This is a genomic window from Brachybacterium sp. GCM10030268 (assembly GCF_042666305.1).
GTDB lineage: Bacteria > Actinomycetota > Actinomycetes > Actinomycetales > Dermabacteraceae > Brachybacterium.
Genome location: NZ_JBHTCW010000012.1, coordinates 71,733 through 90,878 on the forward strand (window position 1 = coordinate 71,733; position 19,146 = coordinate 90,878).

The 19,146-nt window shown below is 70.9% G+C and carries 18 protein-coding genes; 11 read left to right on the forward strand and 7 right to left on the reverse strand.

Features of this window, described 5'->3' with window-relative positions:
* The first annotated feature begins 218 nt into the window (after nt 1-218).
* From ACFQRD_RS14665 to ACFQRD_RS14695, 7 genes are all read left to right on the forward strand, one after another.
* On the forward strand, nt 219-1,163 hold the full coding sequence (locus ACFQRD_RS14665) for a LysR family transcriptional regulator (protein ID WP_377018099.1): 945 nt from the start codon (nt 219-221) through the stop codon (nt 1,161-1,163).
* Nucleotides 1,160-2,422, forward strand: coding sequence for a nitrate/nitrite transporter (locus tag ACFQRD_RS14670; protein WP_377018098.1), 1,263 nt, complete (start codon nt 1,160-1,162; stop codon nt 2,420-2,422). The genes ACFQRD_RS14665 and ACFQRD_RS14670 overlap by 4 nt, the downstream gene beginning before the upstream one ends.
* A gap of 93 nt (nt 2,423-2,515) precedes the next feature.
* Nucleotides 2,516-3,574 carry an Ldh family oxidoreductase gene (locus tag ACFQRD_RS14675; protein WP_377018097.1) on the forward strand — a complete coding sequence of 353 codons (1,059 nt, stop codon included), beginning with the start codon at nt 2,516-2,518 and terminating at the stop codon, nt 3,572-3,574.
* Nucleotides 3,571-4,593 carry a DctP family TRAP transporter solute-binding subunit gene (locus ACFQRD_RS14680; protein ID WP_377804661.1) on the forward strand — a complete coding sequence of 341 codons (1,023 nt, stop codon included), beginning with the start codon at nt 3,571-3,573 and terminating at the stop codon, nt 4,591-4,593. The genes ACFQRD_RS14675 and ACFQRD_RS14680 overlap by 4 nt, the downstream gene beginning before the upstream one ends.
* A complete protein-coding gene (locus ACFQRD_RS14685) occupies nt 4,590-5,195 on the forward strand; it encodes a TRAP transporter small permease (RefSeq protein ID WP_377018095.1) in 606 nt (201 codons plus the stop codon). Before ACFQRD_RS14680 ends, ACFQRD_RS14685 begins: the two co-directional genes overlap by 4 nt.
* A gap of 4 nt (nt 5,196-5,199) precedes the next feature.
* Nucleotides 5,200-6,477, forward strand: coding sequence for a TRAP transporter large permease (locus tag ACFQRD_RS14690; protein ID WP_377018094.1), 1,278 nt, complete (start codon nt 5,200-5,202; stop codon nt 6,475-6,477).
* A 101-nt stretch (nt 6,478-6,578) separates the two neighbouring features.
* A complete protein-coding gene (locus ACFQRD_RS14695; protein WP_377018093.1) occupies nt 6,579-7,298 on the forward strand; it encodes a GntR family transcriptional regulator in 720 nt (239 codons plus the stop codon).
* A 12-nt stretch (nt 7,299-7,310) separates the two neighbouring features.
* On the opposite strand, the gene ACFQRD_RS14700 is transcribed toward ACFQRD_RS14695, so the two are convergent.
* From ACFQRD_RS14700 to ACFQRD_RS14725, 6 genes are all read right to left on the reverse strand, one after another.
* Nucleotides 7,311-8,102, reverse strand: a complete 792-nt coding sequence (locus ACFQRD_RS14700) for an SDR family NAD(P)-dependent oxidoreductase (RefSeq protein ID WP_377018092.1) — start codon at nt 8,100-8,102, stop codon at nt 7,311-7,313.
* Nucleotides 8,102-9,130, reverse strand: a complete 1,029-nt coding sequence (locus ACFQRD_RS14705; protein WP_377018090.1) for an NAD(P)-dependent oxidoreductase — start codon at nt 9,128-9,130, stop codon at nt 8,102-8,104. The genes ACFQRD_RS14700 and ACFQRD_RS14705 overlap by 1 nt, the downstream gene beginning before the upstream one ends.
* Nucleotides 9,127-10,410 carry an alpha-hydroxy acid oxidase gene (locus tag ACFQRD_RS14710; RefSeq protein ID WP_377018089.1) on the reverse strand — a complete coding sequence of 428 codons (1,284 nt, stop codon included), beginning with the start codon at nt 10,408-10,410 and terminating at the stop codon, nt 9,127-9,129. Before ACFQRD_RS14710 ends, ACFQRD_RS14705 begins: the two co-directional genes overlap by 4 nt.
* A 139-nt stretch (nt 10,411-10,549) precedes the next feature.
* Complete coding sequence (locus ACFQRD_RS14715; protein ID WP_377018087.1) at nt 10,550-11,353, reverse strand: SDR family NAD(P)-dependent oxidoreductase; 804 nt, start codon at nt 11,351-11,353, stop codon at nt 10,550-10,552.
* A gap of 146 nt (nt 11,354-11,499) precedes the next feature.
* On the reverse strand, nt 11,500-13,032 hold the full coding sequence (locus ACFQRD_RS14720; RefSeq protein ID WP_377804663.1) for a GntP family permease: 1,533 nt from the start codon (nt 13,030-13,032) through the stop codon (nt 11,500-11,502).
* A 47-nt stretch (nt 13,033-13,079) separates the two neighbouring features.
* A complete protein-coding gene (locus ACFQRD_RS14725) occupies nt 13,080-14,000 on the reverse strand; it encodes a sugar phosphate isomerase/epimerase family protein (RefSeq protein WP_377018084.1) in 921 nt (306 codons plus the stop codon).
* Nucleotides 14,001-14,239: 239 nt separating this feature from the next.
* On the opposite strand from ACFQRD_RS14725, the gene ACFQRD_RS14730 reads away from it, so the two are divergent.
* Together ACFQRD_RS14730 and ACFQRD_RS14735 are read left to right on the forward strand one after the other, a co-directional pair.
* On the forward strand, nt 14,240-15,130 hold the full coding sequence (locus tag ACFQRD_RS14730; protein WP_377018083.1) for a hypothetical protein: 891 nt from the start codon (nt 14,240-14,242) through the stop codon (nt 15,128-15,130).
* Nucleotides 15,131-15,145: 15 nt separating this feature from the next.
* A complete protein-coding gene (locus ACFQRD_RS14735) occupies nt 15,146-16,366 on the forward strand; it encodes a toxic anion resistance protein (RefSeq protein ID WP_377018081.1) in 1,221 nt (406 codons plus the stop codon).
* 30 nt (nt 16,367-16,396) lie between these two features.
* Here ACFQRD_RS14735 and ACFQRD_RS14740 read toward each other — a convergent pair whose 3' ends face one another.
* Nucleotides 16,397-17,176, reverse strand: a complete 780-nt coding sequence (locus ACFQRD_RS14740) for a FadR/GntR family transcriptional regulator (RefSeq protein WP_377018080.1) — start codon at nt 17,174-17,176, stop codon at nt 16,397-16,399.
* A gap of 174 nt (nt 17,177-17,350) precedes the next feature.
* Between ACFQRD_RS14740 and ACFQRD_RS14745 the strand changes: the two genes are divergently transcribed.
* Together ACFQRD_RS14745 and ACFQRD_RS14750 are read left to right on the forward strand one after the other, a co-directional pair.
* Nucleotides 17,351-18,160, forward strand: coding sequence for a sugar phosphate isomerase/epimerase family protein (locus ACFQRD_RS14745; RefSeq protein WP_377018079.1), 810 nt, complete (start codon nt 17,351-17,353; stop codon nt 18,158-18,160).
* 81 nt (nt 18,161-18,241) lie between these two features.
* On the forward strand, nt 18,242-19,144 hold the full coding sequence (locus ACFQRD_RS14750) for a phosphogluconate dehydrogenase C-terminal domain-containing protein (RefSeq protein WP_377018078.1): 903 nt from the start codon (nt 18,242-18,244) through the stop codon (nt 19,142-19,144).
* Nucleotides 19,145-19,146: the final 2 nt, after the last annotated feature.

Below are 19,146 nucleotides of genomic sequence, written 5' to 3' on the forward strand. Positions count from 1 at the left end.
GTCGAGAGAGCCACTCGTCATCGAGGTGCTTCGACGCTACCAACGCCCGTACCCGGGGTCGTCCCCCGAGCGATCCGAGATCCGGAAATCCTATATACAATATTGATATGTGGGTCACATCGGGCCTCTGACCAGGAACCATGCTGCGGCCCCGAGCTCAGGGTGCACTCGAGCGTGACCCGCTGCGATCAAGGACGACCACTCCCCAGGAGGAAGCGATGCCCCGCGTCGACCAGACGGACTGGCTGGAGACCTTCGTCGCGGTCATCGATCACGGAAGCTTCTCGGGTGCCGCACGCGCCCTGCACCGCGCGCAGTCCCGCGTGAGCACGCATGTCGCAGCGCTCGAGCGTGCCCTGGGCGGCACGCTGGTGGACCGCAGCCACCGCCCGATCGGGCCGACGGAGCTCGGCACGGCCTTCCTCCCCCACGCCCGCAAGGTTCTGGAGGCGCTCGAGCGCGGAGCGGAGGTGGTGGATCAGCACACCGGCACCCCGCGCGGGCGGGTCGTGATCGGCTGCCATCCCAGTGTCAGCGCGGGGTTCCTGCCCGCCGTCCTCGCCGCGGTCCACGCCGAGCATCCGCACATCCGGATCGAGCTGACCGAGCTGACCACGCAGGACCTCATCTCCGGCATCATCGCCGGCCGGTTCCACATCGCCATCCACTCGCTGGCCGGTGATCCGCCGCCCGAGGACTTCGAGAGCGTGCATCTGTGGATCGAGCGCTACGTCGCGATCGTGCCTCCCCAGCATCCGCTGGCGCAGCTCGGCCCGAGGACCGATGGATGGCTGGACCCGTGCCTGATCACCGAGCATCCCCTCATCGCGGTGGCGCAGCCGGGGGCGGAGATCGATCCGGACACCGGCAGCGCACTGCACGCCTGGGGCCTGGAGATCCCCGTGGCCTGGCAGACCGAGCAGCCGCAGACCGTCGCGAATCTCGCCAAGGCCGGCCTCGGGGTGGGTGTGCTGAACGCACTGGCGGCGACCATCTCCGATACCAGCGAGCTCGATGTCATCCCGGTGGGCAGGATCGGCGAGGGACGGAAGGTCGCCGCCACCCGTGACCGGCGGACGGCCTCCTCCCCCAGCGTCGACGTCGTCTACCGGGCGATCCTCGAGACGCCGCCACCCGACGGCGTGCTGCCGGGAGCACGGTGACCGCGGCACCGCGCCTCGGCCGCGCCCACCTCGTCTGGGCCGTCGGTGTCCTCGCCTACCTGTGCGCCGTCTCCGGCCGCGCCTCGTTCGGGGTGGCCAGCGTGGAGGCGTCGGAGCGCTTCGATGTCAGCGGCGCCGTGCTGAGCCTGTTCGGGGTCGTCCAGCTCGGAACGTACGCGGCGGCCCAGATCCCCGCCGGGCTCCTGCTGGACCGCATCGGCCCGCGCCGCATGCTGATCCTCGGGGCGGTGACCATGGCCGTCGGGCAGGGACTGCTCGCCGTCGCCACGGACGTGCCCACTGCCCTGATCGCACGCATGCTCACCGGCGTCGGCGACGCCGCCACGCTGATCAGCGTGGTGCGGCTGACCGCGACCTGGTTCCGCTCCGGTCAGGTCCCTGTGTTCACGCAGCTGGCGGCGATGATCGGCCAGTTCGGCCAGGCCGTGGCGGCGGTACCGTTCCTCGCCTTGCTGGTGGCGGCCGGATGGACCACCGCGTGGGCCTCTCTGGCCGCACTCCTGCTGGTCAGCGTGCTGCTGGTGATCGCCGTCGTCCAGGACGAGCCGCCCGAGGACGACGGCCACACCGTTCCCGTGCCGTCTCGCCCGGGTCAGGTTCTGCGCGAGGTGTTCACCTCCCGCGCCGCCTGGTCGGGGTTCTTCCTGCACTCGCTGACGCTGCTGAGTGTGAACTCGTTCCTGTTCCTGTGGGGCGTGCCCTTCATGACCGAGGGCCATGGGCTCGCGCCTGCCGAGGTGGGGACGCTGCTGACCCTCAATGTCGTCGTCATGGTGGCGGTGGGCCCGATGATCGGCGTGCTCACCGGCCGCTTGCCCCGGCATCGTGCTCGGCTCGGCTGGATCGCCGGCGGAATCCTCACCCTGGTCTGGACCCTGACTCTGCTCGCGCCCGGGCCTCTCTCCGCCGGGCAGCTTGTGCCGCTGATGGTCGCCCTGGCGATCGGTGCGGCGACCTGTCCGGTCGGCTTCGACCTCGCGCGCACGGGAGTCTCCTCACGGGCGATCGGGACCGCCACGGGGATGGTGAACATCGGCGGGTACTCCACGTCGTTGCTCGCCGTCCTCCTGATCGGGGTGGTGCTGGACGTGCTGGCCCCCGACCGTTCCGCCGGGCTCACGGACTACCGTGCCGCCTTCGCCGCCGTCGGCGTGCTCATGCTCGGTGCGGCGATCGGGCTGCTCTGGACCACCCGCACGCGGCCCGCACGGGCCGGCTCCGGAGTCCGCGCCGTCTGAGTGCCCCGTTCGTCGACACCCAGGCACACCCCCTTGTGTCGCCCGCCACAGTTGTATAGCTTGTGCGGACTTCGTATAGAAAGGACCGTGACGATGACGTCACTCCGCTTCGGCGTGGACGCTCTGCGCGCGCTGGCCACCCACGCTCTCGAGGATGCCGGTGTGGAGTCCTCCGCGGCCCGGCTGGTCGCCCGCTCCCTGCTCGCGGCCGACCAGGCCGGTATCTACTCCCACGGGCTCCTGCGACTGCCGCTCTATCTCGAGGCGGTCGCCGCCGGCGGTATCGACCCCGGCTCCGTCCCCACCGTCGTCCGCCAGCACGGCGCCGTGACCGTGCTGGACGGCCGCGGCGCCTTCGGCCAGGTCACCATGCAGCGCGCCGTCGAGATCGCCGCCGAAGCCGCCGCCACCCACGGCATCGCCACGGTGGCCGTCCAGGGCTCCAGCCACTTCGGGGCCGGCCGCTTCTGGGGCGATCAGCTGGCCGAGCGCGATCTGGCCGGGATCCTCTCCTCGACGACGGGGCCCGTGGCGACCCCCTTCGGCGGCTCCACCCCGATCCTCGGGACCAACCCGCTGACCATCAGCCTGCCTTCGGCCGGGTCTCATCCGCTGGTGGCCGATCTCGCGACCACGGCCGGGGCGTACGGCAAGGTCGTCGCCGCCCGCAACGAGGGCACCACTATTCCCGAGGGCTGGGGCGTGGACGCCACCGCAGCCCCCACCACCGATCCCGCCGCCGTGCTCGACGGCGGTGCCCTGCTGCCCTTCGGCGGCCACAAGGGATCCGGCATCGCCGTGCTGCTGGAAGGCTTGTCAGCAGCGCTGACCAGCGCCTCCTTCGCGTTCCGGACGGTGGACATCTGGCAGGACCACTCCTCCCGCATGAACACCGGACACCTCCTGATCGCCCTCGACCTCGCGGCCTTCGGCGACCCGGCCGGTATCCGGGCCAAGGTCGCCGAGCTCCAGGAGGAGGTACGGGCCTCGAGCCCGGAGGGGACCGTTCTGTCTCCCGGCGACCTCGAGGCCTCCCGGCTGGCAGCCGCTGCCGATGACGTCGAGCTGGCGGAGTCCACGATCCAGGAGCTGCGCATCGTCGCCACCCGGCACGGCCTCTCGTTCCCGGAGCCCCTGGAGGGCGCACGATGAGCCGCCGTCACCCCGCCACCGTCCTGGCTGCGGCCCTGTCCGTGCTGTCCTTGGCGGGCTGCGGACTGTGGGAGCCCGTCGACACCAGCCAGCTCGACGAGGCCACCGCCGATCCGGACGCCCGCGTGATCCGCTTCGCCCACCAGTACGACCCGGCTCATCCGGTGGAGTCGTGCGGGGCCGAGACGCTGCGCACCGAGCTGGCTGACGACGGCTTCGCGGTCGAGACCTACCCCTCCGGTCAGATCGGCGGGGAGGGCGAGACCGCCGAACAGATCGCCACCGGTGGCCTCGAGCTCGGCGTCGTCGGGCCGTCGTTCCTGGGCAAGTGGTACCCGGAGGCGGCCGTGCTGGATGCGCCCTACCTGTTCACCGACGTCGCGCAGTTCGACGAGGCGACCAACGGTCCGATCATGGAGGAGGTCTACGACGAGATGGCCGCCGAGACCGGCCTGCGGGTCAACAGCACGTGGTACTACGGCACCCGCCACATCACCTCGAACACGCCGATCACCGAGCCGGAGGACCTCTCCGGGCTCAAGATCCGCACCCCGGACGCCCCGCTGTACATCACGAGCTTCTCGATCATGAACGGCAGCGCCACCCCCATGGCCCTGTCGGAGGCCTACCTCGGACTGCAGCAGGGCGCGATCGACGCCCAGGAGAACCCCATTCCGACCATCGACGTCCAGAAGTTCTACGAGGTCCAGGACTACCTCAACCTCACCGGGCACATGGTCCAGGCCGTCAACATCGTCTCCTCCCAGCGCTTCGTGGACTCCCTCAGCGCCGACGAGAGAGCCGGCTTTGAGGACGCCATGGAGAAGGCCCGGATCGCCACCCGGGACTGCATCGTCGAGGCCGAGGAGGAGACGCTGCAGACTTGGCAGGAGGAGGACGCGATCACCGTCAACGACGACGTCGACGTCGCCGCGTTCCAGGAACTCATCGCCGAGGAGTTCCCCGACACCGTCCCGTGGGGCGACCTCTACCTCGAGCTCCAGGAGTCGGTCCGATGAGCATGCAATCGCCCAAGCCCGTCGAGGGGACCCGCGACGGTCAGGTCCCGGACCTCGATTCATACATCGAACGGGACCACTACGAGCGGAAGTTCCGCGCCTACGGCTGGCTCGTCGACGCCGAACGATTCGTCGCCGGCGGCCTGCTGCTGGTCGTGTTCGCGGTGATCATCTTCCAGATCTTCACCCGCTACGTGCTCAGCATGCCCCTGCCCTGGAGCGAGGAGGTGGCTCGTCTGCTGGTGGTGTGGCTGACCTTCGTCGGTGCCGGGTTCGTCTCCTCCCGCAACGCGCACATCGGGGTCGACATCCTGGCGGTCTACCTGCCCAGGCGTCTGGCAACCGCCTCCCAGATCTTCGCGATGCTGGTGGTCGCGGCCGCCGCGGCGTACATGGTCATCGCGGCGATCTCGCTGATGGTGCTGACCGGGTCGCTCACGATGACGGCGACCTCCCTGCCCATGCCGCTGCTGTACGGAGCCGTGCTCGTGGGGTACTTGATGATCCTGGGCCACACGGTCCTGAACATCGTGCGGTACCTGCGCCACCCCTCCGAAGTGCCCGACGTGGCCGAGAAGGCCGCCGCGATGGAAGGGCTGTGATCCCGTGGTCCTGCTGATCATGTTCGCCGCGCTGCTGGTGCTGCTCGCCCTGCGCGTCCCGGTGTGGATCGCCCTGCTGATCCCCTCGATCGCCTACATCGTCCTGGACGAGACGGCCACGGCCGCCCTCGCCGCCCAGCAGACAGCCTCCGGCGTCTTCGACTTCGCGATCCTCGCGGTGCCGATGTTCATCCTGCTGGGCAACCTCGCCAACGTCTCCGGGGCCACGGACCGGCTGTTCGATGCCGCCTCCAGCGCCATCGGGCACGTCCGCGGCTCGCTGGGCTACGTCAACATTGCCACCAGCTTCGGCTTCTCCTGGATGAGCGGGGCCGCCATCTCCGACGCCGCCGCGATGGGCCGCATCCAGGTGCCCGCGATGAAGCAGCGCGGCTACCCCGAGGGGTTCGCCCTGGGTGTCACCGGCGCGTCCTCCCTGATCGCGCCGATGATCCCGCCCAGCATCCCCGCGATCATCTACGCGGTCACCGCAGGTCTCTCGGTGAGCACCCTGTTCCTGGCCGGGATCGTGCCCGCCGTGGTGCTGGTGGCGGCACTGTGCCTGCTGGTGTGGATCCAGACCCGCCGGCGCGATGACCTCCGCCTGGAGAAGCCGCCGCCGGCCCGACGCCTCAAGGACGTCGCCAAGGCGCTGCCGGTGGCCGGCGCCGCCGTCATCATCCTCGGCGGGATCCTCTCGGGCATCGTCACCCCCACGGAGGCCTCCGCGCTGGGCGTCGCCTACGTCGCGATCCTCGCGCTGTGCTACCGGACGCTGAACGGGAGGTCGCTCGGACGCATCGCCGCCTCCACGGTCGAGACCACCGGCAGCGTGCTGATCATCGTCACCAGCGCCTCCCTGTTCGGCTGGGTGCTGGCCCGCGAGCAGGCCCCGCAGGTGGTGACGGAGCTGATCCTGCAGGTCACCGACCGGCCGCTGATCTTCCTGCTGCTGATCAACATCCTGCTGCTGGTCGTCGGCGCGGTCCTGGAGCCGACCGCCGCGATCCTCATCCTGGTCCCCGTGCTGGCCCCGATCGCCACCGTCTACGGCATCGATGCCACGCACTTCGCGGTCATGATGATCTTCAACCTCATGATCGGTCTGCTGACCCCACCGGTCGGGCTGGTGCTGTTCGTGCTGTCCTCGGTGACGAAGGTCCCGGTGACCACGGTGATCAAGGGCGTGTTGCCCTTCTTCGTGCCGATGCTCCTCGTGCTGGCGCTGATCACCTTCGTCCCGTTCCTGACGACCTGGCTGCCCGGGCTCGCCGGCGGCTGAGACGATCTCCCTGCCGGTGCGCGCGCAGTCCCTCTGCGCGTCGCGGCCGCCCGGGCGCCACCAGGCCAGGCACGCCCGGCACCACGTCGAAGGAGGAGGCCATGCGCGAGCGCCCCATCGTGGACCCGGATTCCACGGACACCGGCCCGGAGAGCGTGTACGAGGCGTTGCGGATGCGCATCATCCAGCATGACCTGGAGCCGGGAGAGCGCATCTCCATCGGGGAGGAGGCCCGCCGGCTCGGCGTCTCCCAGACCCCCGTGCGCGAGGCGCTGCACCGGCTCGAGGGCGACAGCCTCGTGGTCCGCTCCGCATCCCGCGGGTACGACGTGACCGCTCCGATCGATCTGGACGGGCTGGTCGCGCTGTTCGAGGTCCGGCTGCTGCTGGAACCGTGGGCCGCGCGGGAGGCGGCTACGGAGCGGCTGACGAATCCCGGCCCGCAGCTGCGCACCGAGCTCGAGGCCCTGGCCGCGCTGCACGGCGGCGACCGCAGCACACAGGCGCGGCGCGCGCTGCGCGACCGTCAGTTCCATCTGCGGATCCTGCAGGCCTCGGGCAATGAGCTGCTGCCGAGCACGTTCGAACGGCTGCACGCCCACGTGCACATCTTCCGCCTGTACCAGACCGACTCCGAGGGCGGCACGACCCACCGCGAGCATCAGGCGATCGCGCGCGCGATCGAGGACCATGACCCCGACGCGGCCGAGCAGGCGATGCGCGCGCATCTGCTGGGCTCGTTCTCACGCCTCTCGGCCGTGTTCTCGACCGAACCCGGATCCTCACGACGCCCTCGCGACGCTCGCGCCCGCCTGCGCTGAGGCGCGCTCTCCTCAGCCCACCCGCAGCCCGCCGTTGAGGTTGTAGGTCGCCCCGGTGGTGAAGCCGCCGTGGGGGCCGACGAGGAAGGCGACCAGCTCGGCCAGCTCCTCGACGGTGCCGAGCCGGCCGACGGGGGTGCGGGCGACGAACTGCTCGCGGCGCTCCCCCTCGAGCGGGCCGCCCATGATGTCGGTGTCGATGTTGGCCGGGGCGATCGCGGCGGTGGTGACGCCGGTGCCGGCGACCTCTTTCGCGAGCCCGCGGATCAGACCCTCGACGCCGGCCTTGGAGGCCGCATAGGCCGAGGTCGAGAAGTTCCCGCCGCCGTCCTGCGCGGCGGTCGAGCTCATCGCGACGATCCGCCCCAGGCCCTGCTCGAGCATCCTCGGGAGCACGCGCTGGGCGAGGTGGAAGGTGCCCAGGGTGTTGATCGACAGGGTGCGCAGAAAGTCTGCGCTGGTCAGCTCGAGGAACGGGGTCGGGTTCGCGATCCCGGCGCAGCTGACGAGCGTACCGATCGGGGCGACCGCAGCGTTGTCGACCGCGGCGACGGCCGCGCCGACACTGGCCTCGTCGGAGATGTCCGCCTGCGCCGTGGCCACGCTCGGTGATCCGGCGGCGCGGGCCTGCTCGGCGGCCTCGGCGAGCCCGTCGGCGTCCAGATCCAGCAGTGCCAGCGGGCGGCCCTCGCGCGCCAGCCGCAGCGCCACACCGCGGCCGATGCCGCGCTCGGAGGCGGCGCCGGTCACGAGCGCGGTGAGTTCGCAGATGCGGGACTCATCGGCCGCGGAGCGCTCGCCCATCAGGCCTCTCCCGCCAGGGTCGGCTCTCCCGCAGCCCCACCGCGCGGGGCATTGACGACGTGGTGCGGGGTGCGGCCGGCAGCCATCGCGATGACCTCGCCGAGCGCCTCGGCGCCGACGGCATCGGTGAAGTCCTGGGTCCAGCACAGCGAGTGCGGGGAGAGCACCACGTTGTCCATGCCGATCAGCGGGCTGTCGGCCGGGAGCGGCTCGACCTCGAACACGTCGAGGCCGGCGCCGGCGATGGTCCCCTCCTGCAGCGCGGTGATCAGGGCGGGCTCATCGACGACGGCGCCGCGGGCGATGTTGACCAGGAACGCGGTCTCCTTCATCGCCGCCAGCTCGCGCGCACCGATGAGGTGACGGGTCTCCCCCGTCGCGGCGACGGTGACGATGAGGTAGTCGCTGCGGGCGATGACCTCGTCCAGCTCGAGCTGGCTGATGCCCGTCTCGGCGCAGAACTCGGGACGCGGCGAGCGGTTCCAGGCCACCACCTCGAGATCCAGCGCCCGCAGCTGGCGCACGGTCTCCTGCCCGATGCCGCCGAGACCGATCACGCCGATCGTGGCCGCGGCCAGGCCGGGCCCGCGGTAGTCGGCCTTGCGGTCCCAGTCGGCCTCGCGCACCAGGCGATCCTTGGGCAGCAGGTTGTGGGCGAGGGCGAACACGAAGGTCAGCGCGGTGTGCGCCATCGGCACGCGCAGTCCGGTGGGGGCGTTGGTGACGGTGATCCCGCGCTCGTCGCACGCGGCGAGGTCCACGGAGTCGTAGCCGGCGCCGAAGCGGGCCACATGCTTCAGCGTGGTCACGCCCTCGAGCTGGTCCCGGCCGAGCGGCGTGCCGCTGAGCAGCAGCACCGCGTCGTAGCCCTCGAGCTCCCCGGCACGCAGCGGGCCGCCGCCCTCGCCGACCAGGGACCACTGGATGCCGTGCTCGGCGAGCGCGCCCAGGCCGATGTCGCCGTAGACGGTGGTGCCGTCGGCCTCGGCGTAGTCGGCGGTGACGGCGAGCTTCCAGGTGCTGGTCATGGGGTGAACTCCTCGGTGACGTCGGCGGGCTCGGGTGCGCGGTGGCGTCCGTGGCCGTGCCAGGCCTCGGGGTAGTCGACGAAGCTGCGGTCCAGCGCGTCGATGCTGGTCGCGCCGAGCTGGCCCATGGCCAGCGCCAGCTCGCCGTCGAGGATGTCCAGCACGCGCAGCACGCCCTTCTCCCCGGCGGCGGCGTTGCCGTAGCCCCAGGCCCGGCCGATGGAGACGAGGTCCGCGCCGACGGCGAGGGCCTTGGCGATGTCGTCGCCGGTGCGCACGCCGGAATCGAACACGACGGTCATGCGGCCGTCGACGGCGTCGACGATCGAGGGCAGGGCGCGGATGGAGCTGGGCGAGGAGTCGAGCTGGCGACCCCCGTGGTTGGAGACGTAGACCCCGTCGGCCCCGACCTTCAGCGCGCGCAGCGCGTCCTCCGGGGTGAGGATGCCCTTGATGTAGAGCGGGCCGTCCCACTGCCGCCGCACCTGCTCGATGTTGTCCCAGGTCAGGGTCAGGTTCGTGAGGTGCTTGTTGACGAACTCCTGATGCGAGACGGCGTTGTCGCCCTGGATCTCGTCCTTGAGGTTGCGGAACCCGATCGCCGGGGGCCGCATCACCGCTCGGGTCCAGTCGAGGTGCCGGATCGCCTGGACGGCGTTGCGGGGGGTGATCTTCGGCGGGATCGACATCCCGTTGCGGTGGTCGCGGTACCGCTTCCCGTTCAGGGGCACATCGACGGTGACCACGAGCGCCTCGGCGCCGATGGCCTTGGCCCGGGTGATGAGGCTGGAGACGATGGCCTCGGACTTGTACATGTACAGCTGGTACCACAGCGGCCCCGTCGCCTGGTCGGCGAGCTCCTCCATCGCCCAGTTCGAGGCGGTGGAGATGGTGAAGGGGATGTTCGCCCTGCCGGCGGCGCGGACCGCCCCGAGCTCGCCCTCGCCGCCGATCATGCGCTGCAGGCCCAGCGGGCCGAGCACGTAGGGACGATCCAGGTTCATGCCGTCGACACTGGTGGAGGCGTCGACGTGGGAGATGTCGGTCAGCCAGCGCGGGCGGAAGAGCACCTCGCGCAGATCGTCGACGTTGGCCTCGCGGGTCAGCTCATGGTTCGAGGCCCCGTCGATGATGTCGAAGGCCATCGTGGGCAGGCGCCGCTTGGCGAGCAGGCGGATGTCCTCGATGGAGGGGGCGGATTCCAGCGGGTCCAGGCGGAAGCCGCCGGCGGCGAGCATCTTCGCGAATTCCAGGGCGCCGGACAGTATCGAATCGGCCATGGGGTGGGCTCTCCTGTGGGGGCGGTGACGTGGGGGCGCCGAGGGCGCGGCGGCGCCGGACGGCGCGGGGCGGGCCGGCGCGGGGCACGCCGGAGCGGGGCGGGGCGGGCCCCGGAGAAGACCTCCGGGGCCCGGTCCGTCAGTGCATGTGCTTGCCGCCGTCGACGCTGATGGAGGTGCCGCTGACGTAGCTCGAGTCCTCGCTGACCAGGAAGTTGATCAGTCCGGCGACCTCCTCGGGCTGGCCCACGCGGTGCAGCGGGATGTTGGAGGACATGCCCTCCTTGCGCTCATCGGTGAGGGTGCCGCCCATGATGTCGGTGTCGATGGGTCCGGGCAGGATCACGTTGGCGGTGATGCCGTACTGGCCCAGCTCGCGGGCGGTGCCGCGGGTGAGGCCCTGCACGGCGGCCTTCGCCGCGGCGTAGCCGGTCTTGGAGAAGGTGCCGCCGCCGTCGAGCGCGGTGATGGAGGAGGTGTTCACGACGCGCCCGCCGAAGCCGCCGTCGATCATGCGCTTCGCCGCGGCCTGGGTCATCAGCAGGGTGCCCTTGCCGTTGACGTCCATGACCTTGTCCCAGATCTCGCCGGTCAGCTCGAAGATGGTGTGGGGGCTGGGGATCCCGGCGAGGTTCACCAGGGCGGCGATCGGCGGCATCTCGGCGTCGATGCGTTCGAAGGCGGCGTCCACGGCGGCCTGGTCGCTGACGTCGACGGCCACGCCGATCACCTTCTGAGTGCTCTCACCGGGGAGCTCACCGCTCAGCTCGGTGGCGAACTGCCGCACGGCAGCACCGTCGAGGTCGGCGGCGACCACGCTCCAGCCTTCGCTGACGAGCTTGCGGACGACGCGGCGGCCGATGCCGCGCTCGGCGCCGGCACCGGTGACGATCGCGGTGCGCTCGTCGGGGAAGGGCTGGATCCTGGTGTTCTCGAGGGTCATGGGGTCGGTTCTCCGTCCGGTCGGGATCTGGTGGGTTGCGGTGGGTCGGGTCGTGCGGGTCAGAGGGGCTGGCAGAGGTCGGGGATCGGCAGGGGCAGGGCCGGCGGGGCAGAGGAGGGCGGGCCCCACCGGCCGGGTGGACGGCGTCAGCCACCCGCTCCTAGGACGAGGCTGAGGACGAACAGCATCGGGATCGAGGCCGCCCACATCACGGTGGTCATGCCGGAGTGGGCCTTCAGGGCCGCGGTGCCCTCGAGGCCGAGGAAGCGGGTGACGACCCAGAAGTAGGAGTCGTTGAAGTAGCTGCACACCATGGCGCCGGCGACGCAGGCCATCACCGCGACCAGAGGGTCCAGGCCGATCGTGCCCATCACCGGGGCGGTGACGGAGGCGGCCGTGATCATGGAGACCGTGCCGGAGCCCTGCGCGATGCGCACGATCGAGGCGATCAGGAAGGGCAGCAGGAACGAGGGCAGCGGGAGCCCGCCGATCGCCTCGGCCAGCGCATCGCCGATACCGGTGTCGCGCAGCACCTGGCCCAGGCCGCCGCCGGCGCCGGTGATCAGCAGGATCAGGCCTGCGTCGGCCGCGGCGTCGCCGAGCCACTTGTGGCTCTTCTTGCGCGGCGTCCAGCGCGGCAGCAGCAGGTAGACGGCCATCACCAGACCGATCAGCAGCGCGATCACCGGGTCGCCGAGGAAGATGAAGGGCCCGGCCCATCCGGAGGGCTCGTAGTCCTCGGGCAGGGCCACTCCCTGGGCTTCCATGTCGAGGGCGGAGACGACCGTGTTCATCACGATCAGCACGATCGGCACGACCAGGGGCAGCAGCCCGACCACGGGGCCGACGCGGTGGGGCGGCTCCCCCTCGGGCGGTTCGCCGAGCTCGGCGCCGGTCCCGAGCCCGTCCAGAGCTGCGGCGCCGTCGGACCCGTCGGGCCCGTCCGGCGCCGGCCCGTCGACCGTCGGGGTTCGGGGTCCCGACCCGCCGGTCGCGACGGCCACGGCCGAGCGATCCTCGCGCACGTTGCCGTACACGGCTTCCTGGACCTCGGCATTGATCACCGGCTCGACCCGCGGACCGATCCACTTCGCGTAGAGGGTGACCACCGGGATCATCAGCACGGTGAACACGAGGCCGGTGAGGATGACGGAGCCGACGTTGACGCCGAGCAGCCCGGCCACGCCGAGCGGGCCCGGGGTGGGCGGGACGAAGTGGTGGGTGATGACCATGCCGCCGGCGAGCGCGATGCCCACGGTGGCGTAGCCGTACTGCTTGACCCTGGCGATGGCGCGGGCCAGCGGGTTCATGATCACGTAGCCGGAGTCGCAGAACACCGGCACCGAGATCAGCGCACCGATGCTGGTCATGGCCCAGGGCTCACGGCCCTTGCCGAACAGGCGCAGGAACGCCATCGCGATGGCCTGCGCGGCACCGGAGACCTCGAGGATCTTGCCGATGGCCACGCCGAGGCCGATCACGATGCCGATGGAGGCCAGCGTGTTCCCGAACCCGGTCTTGATGGATTCGACGATGGCCGGCAGCGACTGGCCCGCGATGAGACCGACCACCACGGAGGCGATCAGCAGGCCGGCGAACGCGTCCAGGCGGGTGCGCAGGACGATGACGATGATGAGCGCGATGCCGACGAGCAGCGCGATGAGCAGGACGGGATCCATCAGAACTCCTTCGTTCCTCGGACGTCAGGGGCGTGCGCCCCGGGGCCTCATGCTAGAGCCGAGCTCAGCACCTGCCTGATGTAGTGCACGTTCTCGGCGATGACGCCGAGGGAGTCGGAGCCGTAGTGCTCGCAGCAGAACGGACCCGTATAGCCGAGCTCGAGGGCGCGGCGGATCACGGAGCGGTAGTTGATGTAGCCGTACTTCAGCGGCATCGGCGCCGAGGAGTAGGCGCCGGTGGCGGTGTCGTAGTCGCGGGTGTAGTTCTTGATGTGCCAGAAGTTCGAGTGGGGCAGGACCTTCTCGAAGATGTCCTGCCAGGGCTCGACCTCGCGGTGCAGGCGCACCAGGTTGCCGACATCGGGGTTCAGGCCGACGGCCTCGTGGTCGACGTCGGCCAGGAAGGCGACGGCGTCGTCGGCCGTGCCGACGTAGGTGTCCTCGTACATCTCGAGGCTGACCTGGATGCCCTGTGCCTTCGCGGCGTCCCCCAGGGTGCGGATGCGTTCGATGGCCAGGTCGCGCAGGGCCGGGTCGTCGTGGTGGCCGTCCTCGAGCCAGAACCAGATGGCCGTGCTCTGGGCCTCGGTGAGCGCCTGCATGAAGCCGGTGTTGACGACGCTCACGCCGAAGCTCGGGGCGAGCTCGATGAACCGCAGCGCGTCGGCGAGGTTCTGCTCCCCGTGGCGGGCGTCGACGACGGAGTTGCGCGTCATGGAGATCGAGGACAGCGACAGACCCTCCCCGTCGAGCACGCTGCGGAACTCCTCGAGGCGCTCATCGCTGAGCTTGGCCAGCGGCAGCCAGGCATCGGTGGGGTCGATCTGGTCGACACCGAGCTCCTTGACCTGGCGCAGCTGCGAGGCCCAGACGGAGGACGGGGCCTCCAGGGTCGGGGTGCCGTCCGAGGTGGTGTTCCCGAACGACAGCATGTTGGCCCCGATCGGCCAGTTCTCCGCGGTGAACATCGCTGTCCCTTCAACGTCGACGGTGTCTCGACGTGGATCCTATAGGATCATTGCGGCGGTGTGAAGGGCGACGGCGTCAGCGCCCCGGCATCGTGGCGGGCGTGAAGGGCCGGGCGTGAAGGGCGCAGCCATGTTCCCTCCCAGCCGATCGCGATAGCCTTCCGACAAGCCGACGACGGGGCGCTCGGGCGGCTCCCGGGCCCCGCGCCGGCTCCGCCTTCCGAGAGATCGGGTTACCTGTGCACGAGGGGAACGATCGACCGGCCCACCGGCCGGACACCGGGGACGGCACGTCCCCCGATCCCGTCGCGCCCGGCGACCGCGACCTGCCGTGGAAGGCCACGCCCGAGCGCCGGGACCTGTGGGGACCCGCCCGGCGCCCGCTCCAGGGCACCGTCCACCCGCCCTCCGAGACCGCAGTGGACCGCCCGCGGCGTCGGGGCGGCCTGCTCTGGGTGGGGGCGCCTCTCCTCGCCGGTGGCGCCGCCGGCCTCACCAGCCTGGTGCTCGGCCTCGGCAACGTCATCGCCGGCCCCCTCGACACGGTCGGGGTCGCCCTCGGCGTGGGCGCGCTCGTCGCCGGCGGCAGCGGTGCGCTGGCGCGTGCGCTGCGGCCGAAGCCGGCGCTGCTGAGCCCCGTCGGCCCCGACGTCCCCGAGACCACGCGCGAGACCCTCGAAGGGATCCTGGAAGCAGCGGCCCGCACCCGGGAGCGCACCACCGCACTGCGTGAGCGCGCCTCCGACCCCGCCGCACGGCTCGCACTGGACCACATCGACTCCCTGCTGGAGCGCATCGAGACCCTCGTGGGCTCGGAGACGATCCAGGCGCGGCGTCCCTACGACGGCGACGTCGCCATGCTCGAGGGCATGGCCACCCGGTACCTGCCGGACCTGGTCGACGCCGCCGAGGACACCATCGGCTTCCTCGCCTCCTTCGCCGGCGCAGCCCGCCAGGAGGCGCTGGAGAACCTCGGCACCATCGACCAGCAGCTGAGCGTGCTGGACGAAGGACTCGAACGCATCGAGGCGGACATCGTCGCCGGGGTCTCCCGCGACCTCGACGTCCACGCCGAGTTCCTGCGCTCACGCTTCGCCGACCAGCACCTGAACCCGATCATCGACGTCTGATCCGAAGGAGACCCCATGGACAAGCTCGAACCGCCGGAACCCGCCGAGGAGATCGTCCCCTCCGAGCCCGTGGAGGAGGTCAGCGAGGACAAGGCCGTCTCCCTCCTGCCCGACCTCCCTGCCGAGCAGCAGCAGGAGCTGGAGGCCAAGGCGAATTCCTGGCTCGACACCGTCACCTCGCTCAACCCGCACTCCCAGGAGTTCACCGCGGAGGTCGCGGCCATCGGCTCGGTGGCCCGCCGCACCTTCGAGCGCACCAGCACCACCTCCTCGCGCTTCATGGAGCAGTCCCTGCGCGACGCCCGCGACAGCGGCGACGCCCAGCAGTCCGTCTCCAAGTCCCTCGTGGACCTGCGCACCACCATGGAGGACCTCGCCCCGCAGGAGGACACCTTCGCCTCGAAGGCACTGTCCTTCCTGCCGGGGATGGGAAGCGCCAAGCGCTATTTCCGGCGCTTCGAGTCCAACCAGAAGCAGCTCGACGAGGTGCTCCAGGCACTGGGTCGCGGCCAGGAGATGCTCCAGCGCGACAACGCGGAGCTCACCGTCGAGCGTCGGTCCCTGTGGGAGGACCTCGGCGCCCTCCAGAAGGCCTCGCACCTGCTGGGCCTCCTGGACGAGCAGGTGGTGCGCCGCGCCGAGCGGTCCCGCGCCGAGGGCAGGACCGAGGTGGCCGACGCTCTGGAGCGCGACGTGCTGTTCGCCGTGCGCCAGCGCCGGCAGGACATGGCCACGCAGATCGCCGTGACCGTCCAGGCCTACATGGCGATGGGATTGATCGAGGACAACAACACCAAGCTCGTCCAGGGGGTCGATCGCGCCCGGACCACCACCGTCACCGCGCTGCGCACCGCCGTGATCACGGCCCAGGCGCTGGAGAACCAGAAGATCGTGCTGGACCAGATCGACGCGGTCAACCGCACCACCGACGACCTGATCGACCGCACCTCCGAGATGCTCGCGAAGAACACCGTGCGCATCCAGGAGCAGGCGGCGACCTCGGGCGTCTCCCCCGAGACCCTCGAGCGTGCCTTCGACAACCTCTTCACCACCATGGACGGCCTGGATGCGTTCCGCACCAAGGCCAACGAGTCCATGCTGACCACCGTGAACGCCCTCGAGCACCAGGTCGAGCGCGCCCAGCCGTACCTGCGGCGCATGCAGCAGGAGCCGGCCGAGGAGATGAACCTCGAATCGGCCAGCGACCTGCTCTCGATCGAGGACGAGACCCGCTGACGGCGCGGCCGCCGTGGCCGCCCCCGGTGGTCAGTCGGTCGCTGTGTCCCCCCGGAGGATGCGCTCGGTCGCCGTGGCCATGTGTCGCTCCATCGCCTCGGCGGCCGCCGTCGCGTCCCCGGCGGCGATGGCGCGCGCGATGACGTCGTGCTCCTCGATCGCACGGTCGATGTCCTCGCGATTGTCGACGGCGCGGTCGAACCAGACCCGCAGCAGGGATCGGGTGGTGGCCAGCAGCTCGCCGATCAGGCCGTTGCCGGCGATCTGGGCGAGCACGCGATGGAAGGCGACGTCGGCCGCGACATACCCCTCGGCATCATCTGCGGCCGCACGCTGCTCCTCGACCAGACGCACCAGCTCGGCCTTCTGCTCCGCGCTCGCACTGAGCGCGGCGAGCTGAGCGGCCGAGCGTTCCAGCGCTCCGCGCACCACGCTCAGCTCCGCCGTGCGCTCCTGATCCATCAACAAAGACCACGACAGGGTGCTGGGCAGCAGCTCGGAGGTGTTCGAGCGCAAATACGTTCCTGACCCGGCACGGGTCTCGACCACGCCGAGCACCTCGAGCGCGGAGATCGCTTCGCGCACCGCGCTGCGTCCCACCCCGAGGCTCTCGGCGAGTGCGCGCTCCCCCGGCAGGCGGTCCCCGGGGCGCATCGACTCGCCCAGCAGAAGGTCCAGGAGACGGTAGGTCACGGCGCTGCTGGGTGAGCGACTGAGCCCGGCGGGCACGGCACGGCCGGGGCCGAAGCGCGGGGGCGCGGTTCCGTCGTCGTCCTCGGGCCCGGGGGCAGCTGGCGAAGGGGTGCTCACAGTGCCACACAGTACCGGGGGAGGCCCTCTCCGGCCCATCTCGACGGCCCGGAGATTGTCCAACCGGTTGACCAATTATGGGGCGCGGGTCTAGTGTGCTCGTCGTCCGGGTGCGAGCCCCTTCGCGCCCCGGACCCTCAGCACACCGCGACCGCACGACGGAGTGACCCGCGCATGAAGATCGGTATCGGCACCTACGCCCTGTTCTGGGAGTTCCAGGACGTCAACCCCGACCCGCTGGACATCCCCGGCATGATCGACCGCGCCGCCGAGCTGGGCTGCGACGTGTTCCAGATCTGCGACGATCCCCGGATCGAGGCCGAGAATCCGGCCGGCCTGGCCGCCCTGCGCGAGCACGCCGAGGGTCACGGGCTCGAGCTCGAGCTCGGCACCCGCACCATCGACCGGGAGCACCTGGAGAGCTACGCCGGCATCGCCGAGGCGCTCGGCGCCCGCACCCTGCGCTCAATGATCCAGGCCCACGAGATCGCCGACGGAGTCGAGTCCGCCGCCGAGGAGCTCCGCGCCACCCTCCCCCGCCTCGAGGGCGCCGGCATCACCCTCGCCCTGGAGACCTACGAGCAGGTGTCCACCGCGACGCTGCTCGAGGTGATCGACCGGATCGGCTCGCCGCGAGTGGGCATCTGCCTGGACCCGGCCAACTGCGTCGCCGCGCTCGAGCACCCGAAGCAGGTCGTCGAGGCCTGCGCCGCGCACACCGTGAACCTCCACGTCAAGGACTTCGCCTTCACCCGCCAGGAGGGATGGGTGGGCTTCGTCTACACCGGCGCCCCGCTCGGCGACGGACTGCTCGACCTCGACCACGAGCTCGGCGCCGTCTACGCCGAGGGGTCGCCCAGCGCGATCGTCGAGCACTGGCTGCCCTGGCAGGGCGACCTCGACGCCACCCTGGCCGCCGAGCGCGACTGGACCGAGCGGGCCCTGGCGGCGCTGCGCAGCCGGCGCGACGCGCGCACCAGCTGAGTACCGACCTGCGACCGCACGTCCCGCGGTCGCCCCGTACCGCGCCCCGAGCCGGAGCGCGCCACCCAGAGGAGTCATGAGATGACCAGCAGCAAGGAACTGAACCCCCTGTTCGGCAAAACCGTAGAGCTCGATCCGTCGATCAGCGTCGCCGTCGTCGGCGCCGCCGGCAAGATGGGCACCCGGGTCTCGAACAACCTCAACCTCACCGACGCACCGGTGTACTACGTGGAGGCCTCCGAGGCCGGCCGGCAGCGCCTGGCCGAGCTGGGCCGCGAGGTCACCCCCCTGGAGGAGGCCGCGCAGGCCGCCGACGTGGTCATCCTCGCCGTGCCGGACGTCGTGCTCGGCAAGCTCTCCGAGCAGGTCGTGCCGCTGATGAAGGACGGCTCGGTGCTGCTGACCCTGGACCCGGCGGCCGCCTACGCCGGCCTGCTGGCCGAGCGCGAGGGCGTCCACCAGGCGTGCGCGCACCCGGCCCACCCCTCCGTGTTCCTCGAGCGGACCACGAGCGAGGAGTGGGCCGACACCTTCGGCGGGATCGCCGCCCCGCAGGAGGTCGTCGCCGCCTATGAGGGTGAGGACGAGACGATCCGCGAGCGCACCGCCGCCGTGATCCGCGCGATCTACGCGCCCGTCATCGACGTGCACTGGGTCAGCGTCAAGCAGCTCGCCCAGCTCGAGCCGACCCTGGTCGAGACCATCGGCTGCATGATCGGCCAGTTCCTCAAGGACGCCATGGACCACGCGGTCAACGAGAAGGGCATCCCCGAGCCGGCCGTGAAGGCCCTCTTCCACGGCCACATCTTCATCGCCCTGACCAACGCCCTGCGCGGCTCCAACCCCTTCTCCGACGCCTGCCTGCGGGCCATGGACTACGGCCGCGAGAGCATCATCCAGCCCGACTGGACCAAGGTCTGGGACGACGAGGAGCTCGACAAGGTGCTCGCCCAGATGCTCGACCTCGACACGATCGAGCGCTGAGG

Excerpts from the sequence above, each read along its gene's own strand:
- ACFQRD_RS14700 (WP_377018092.1), bottom strand. The coding sequence starts at position 8,102 with ATGGGCGAGCGCTCCGCGGCCGATGAGTCCCGCATCTGCGAACTCACC.
- ACFQRD_RS14665 (WP_377018099.1), top strand. The coding sequence starts at position 219 with ATGCCCCGCGTCGACCAGACGGACTGGCTGGAGACCTTCGTCGCGGTC.
- ACFQRD_RS14725 (WP_377018084.1), bottom strand. The coding sequence starts at position 14,000 with ATGTTCACCGCGGAGAACTGGCCGATCGGGGCCAACATGCTGTCGTTC.
- ACFQRD_RS14675 (WP_377018097.1), top strand. The coding sequence starts at position 2,516 with ATGACGTCACTCCGCTTCGGCGTGGACGCTCTGCGCGCGCTGGCCACC.
- ACFQRD_RS14750 (WP_377018078.1), top strand. The coding sequence starts at position 18,242 with ATGACCAGCAGCAAGGAACTGAACCCCCTGTTCGGCAAAACCGTAGAG.
- ACFQRD_RS14735 (WP_377018081.1), top strand. The coding sequence starts at position 15,146 with ATGGACAAGCTCGAACCGCCGGAACCCGCCGAGGAGATCGTCCCCTCC.
- ACFQRD_RS14715 (WP_377018087.1), bottom strand. The coding sequence starts at position 11,353 with ATGACCCTCGAGAACACCAGGATCCAGCCCTTCCCCGACGAGCGCACC.
- ACFQRD_RS14745 (WP_377018079.1), top strand. The coding sequence starts at position 17,351 with ATGAAGATCGGTATCGGCACCTACGCCCTGTTCTGGGAGTTCCAGGAC.
- ACFQRD_RS14720 (WP_377804663.1), bottom strand. The coding sequence starts at position 13,032 with ATGGATCCCGTCCTGCTCATCGCGCTGCTCGTCGGCATCGCGCTCATC.
- ACFQRD_RS14705 (WP_377018090.1), bottom strand. The coding sequence starts at position 9,130 with ATGACCAGCACCTGGAAGCTCGCCGTCACCGCCGACTACGCCGAGGCC.
- ACFQRD_RS14685 (WP_377018095.1), top strand. The coding sequence starts at position 4,590 with ATGAGCATGCAATCGCCCAAGCCCGTCGAGGGGACCCGCGACGGTCAG.
- ACFQRD_RS14710 (WP_377018089.1), bottom strand. The coding sequence starts at position 10,410 with ATGGCCGATTCGATACTGTCCGGCGCCCTGGAATTCGCGAAGATGCTC.
- ACFQRD_RS14680 (WP_377804661.1), top strand. The coding sequence starts at position 3,571 with ATGAGCCGCCGTCACCCCGCCACCGTCCTGGCTGCGGCCCTGTCCGTG.
- ACFQRD_RS14695 (WP_377018093.1), top strand. The coding sequence starts at position 6,579 with ATGCGCGAGCGCCCCATCGTGGACCCGGATTCCACGGACACCGGCCCG.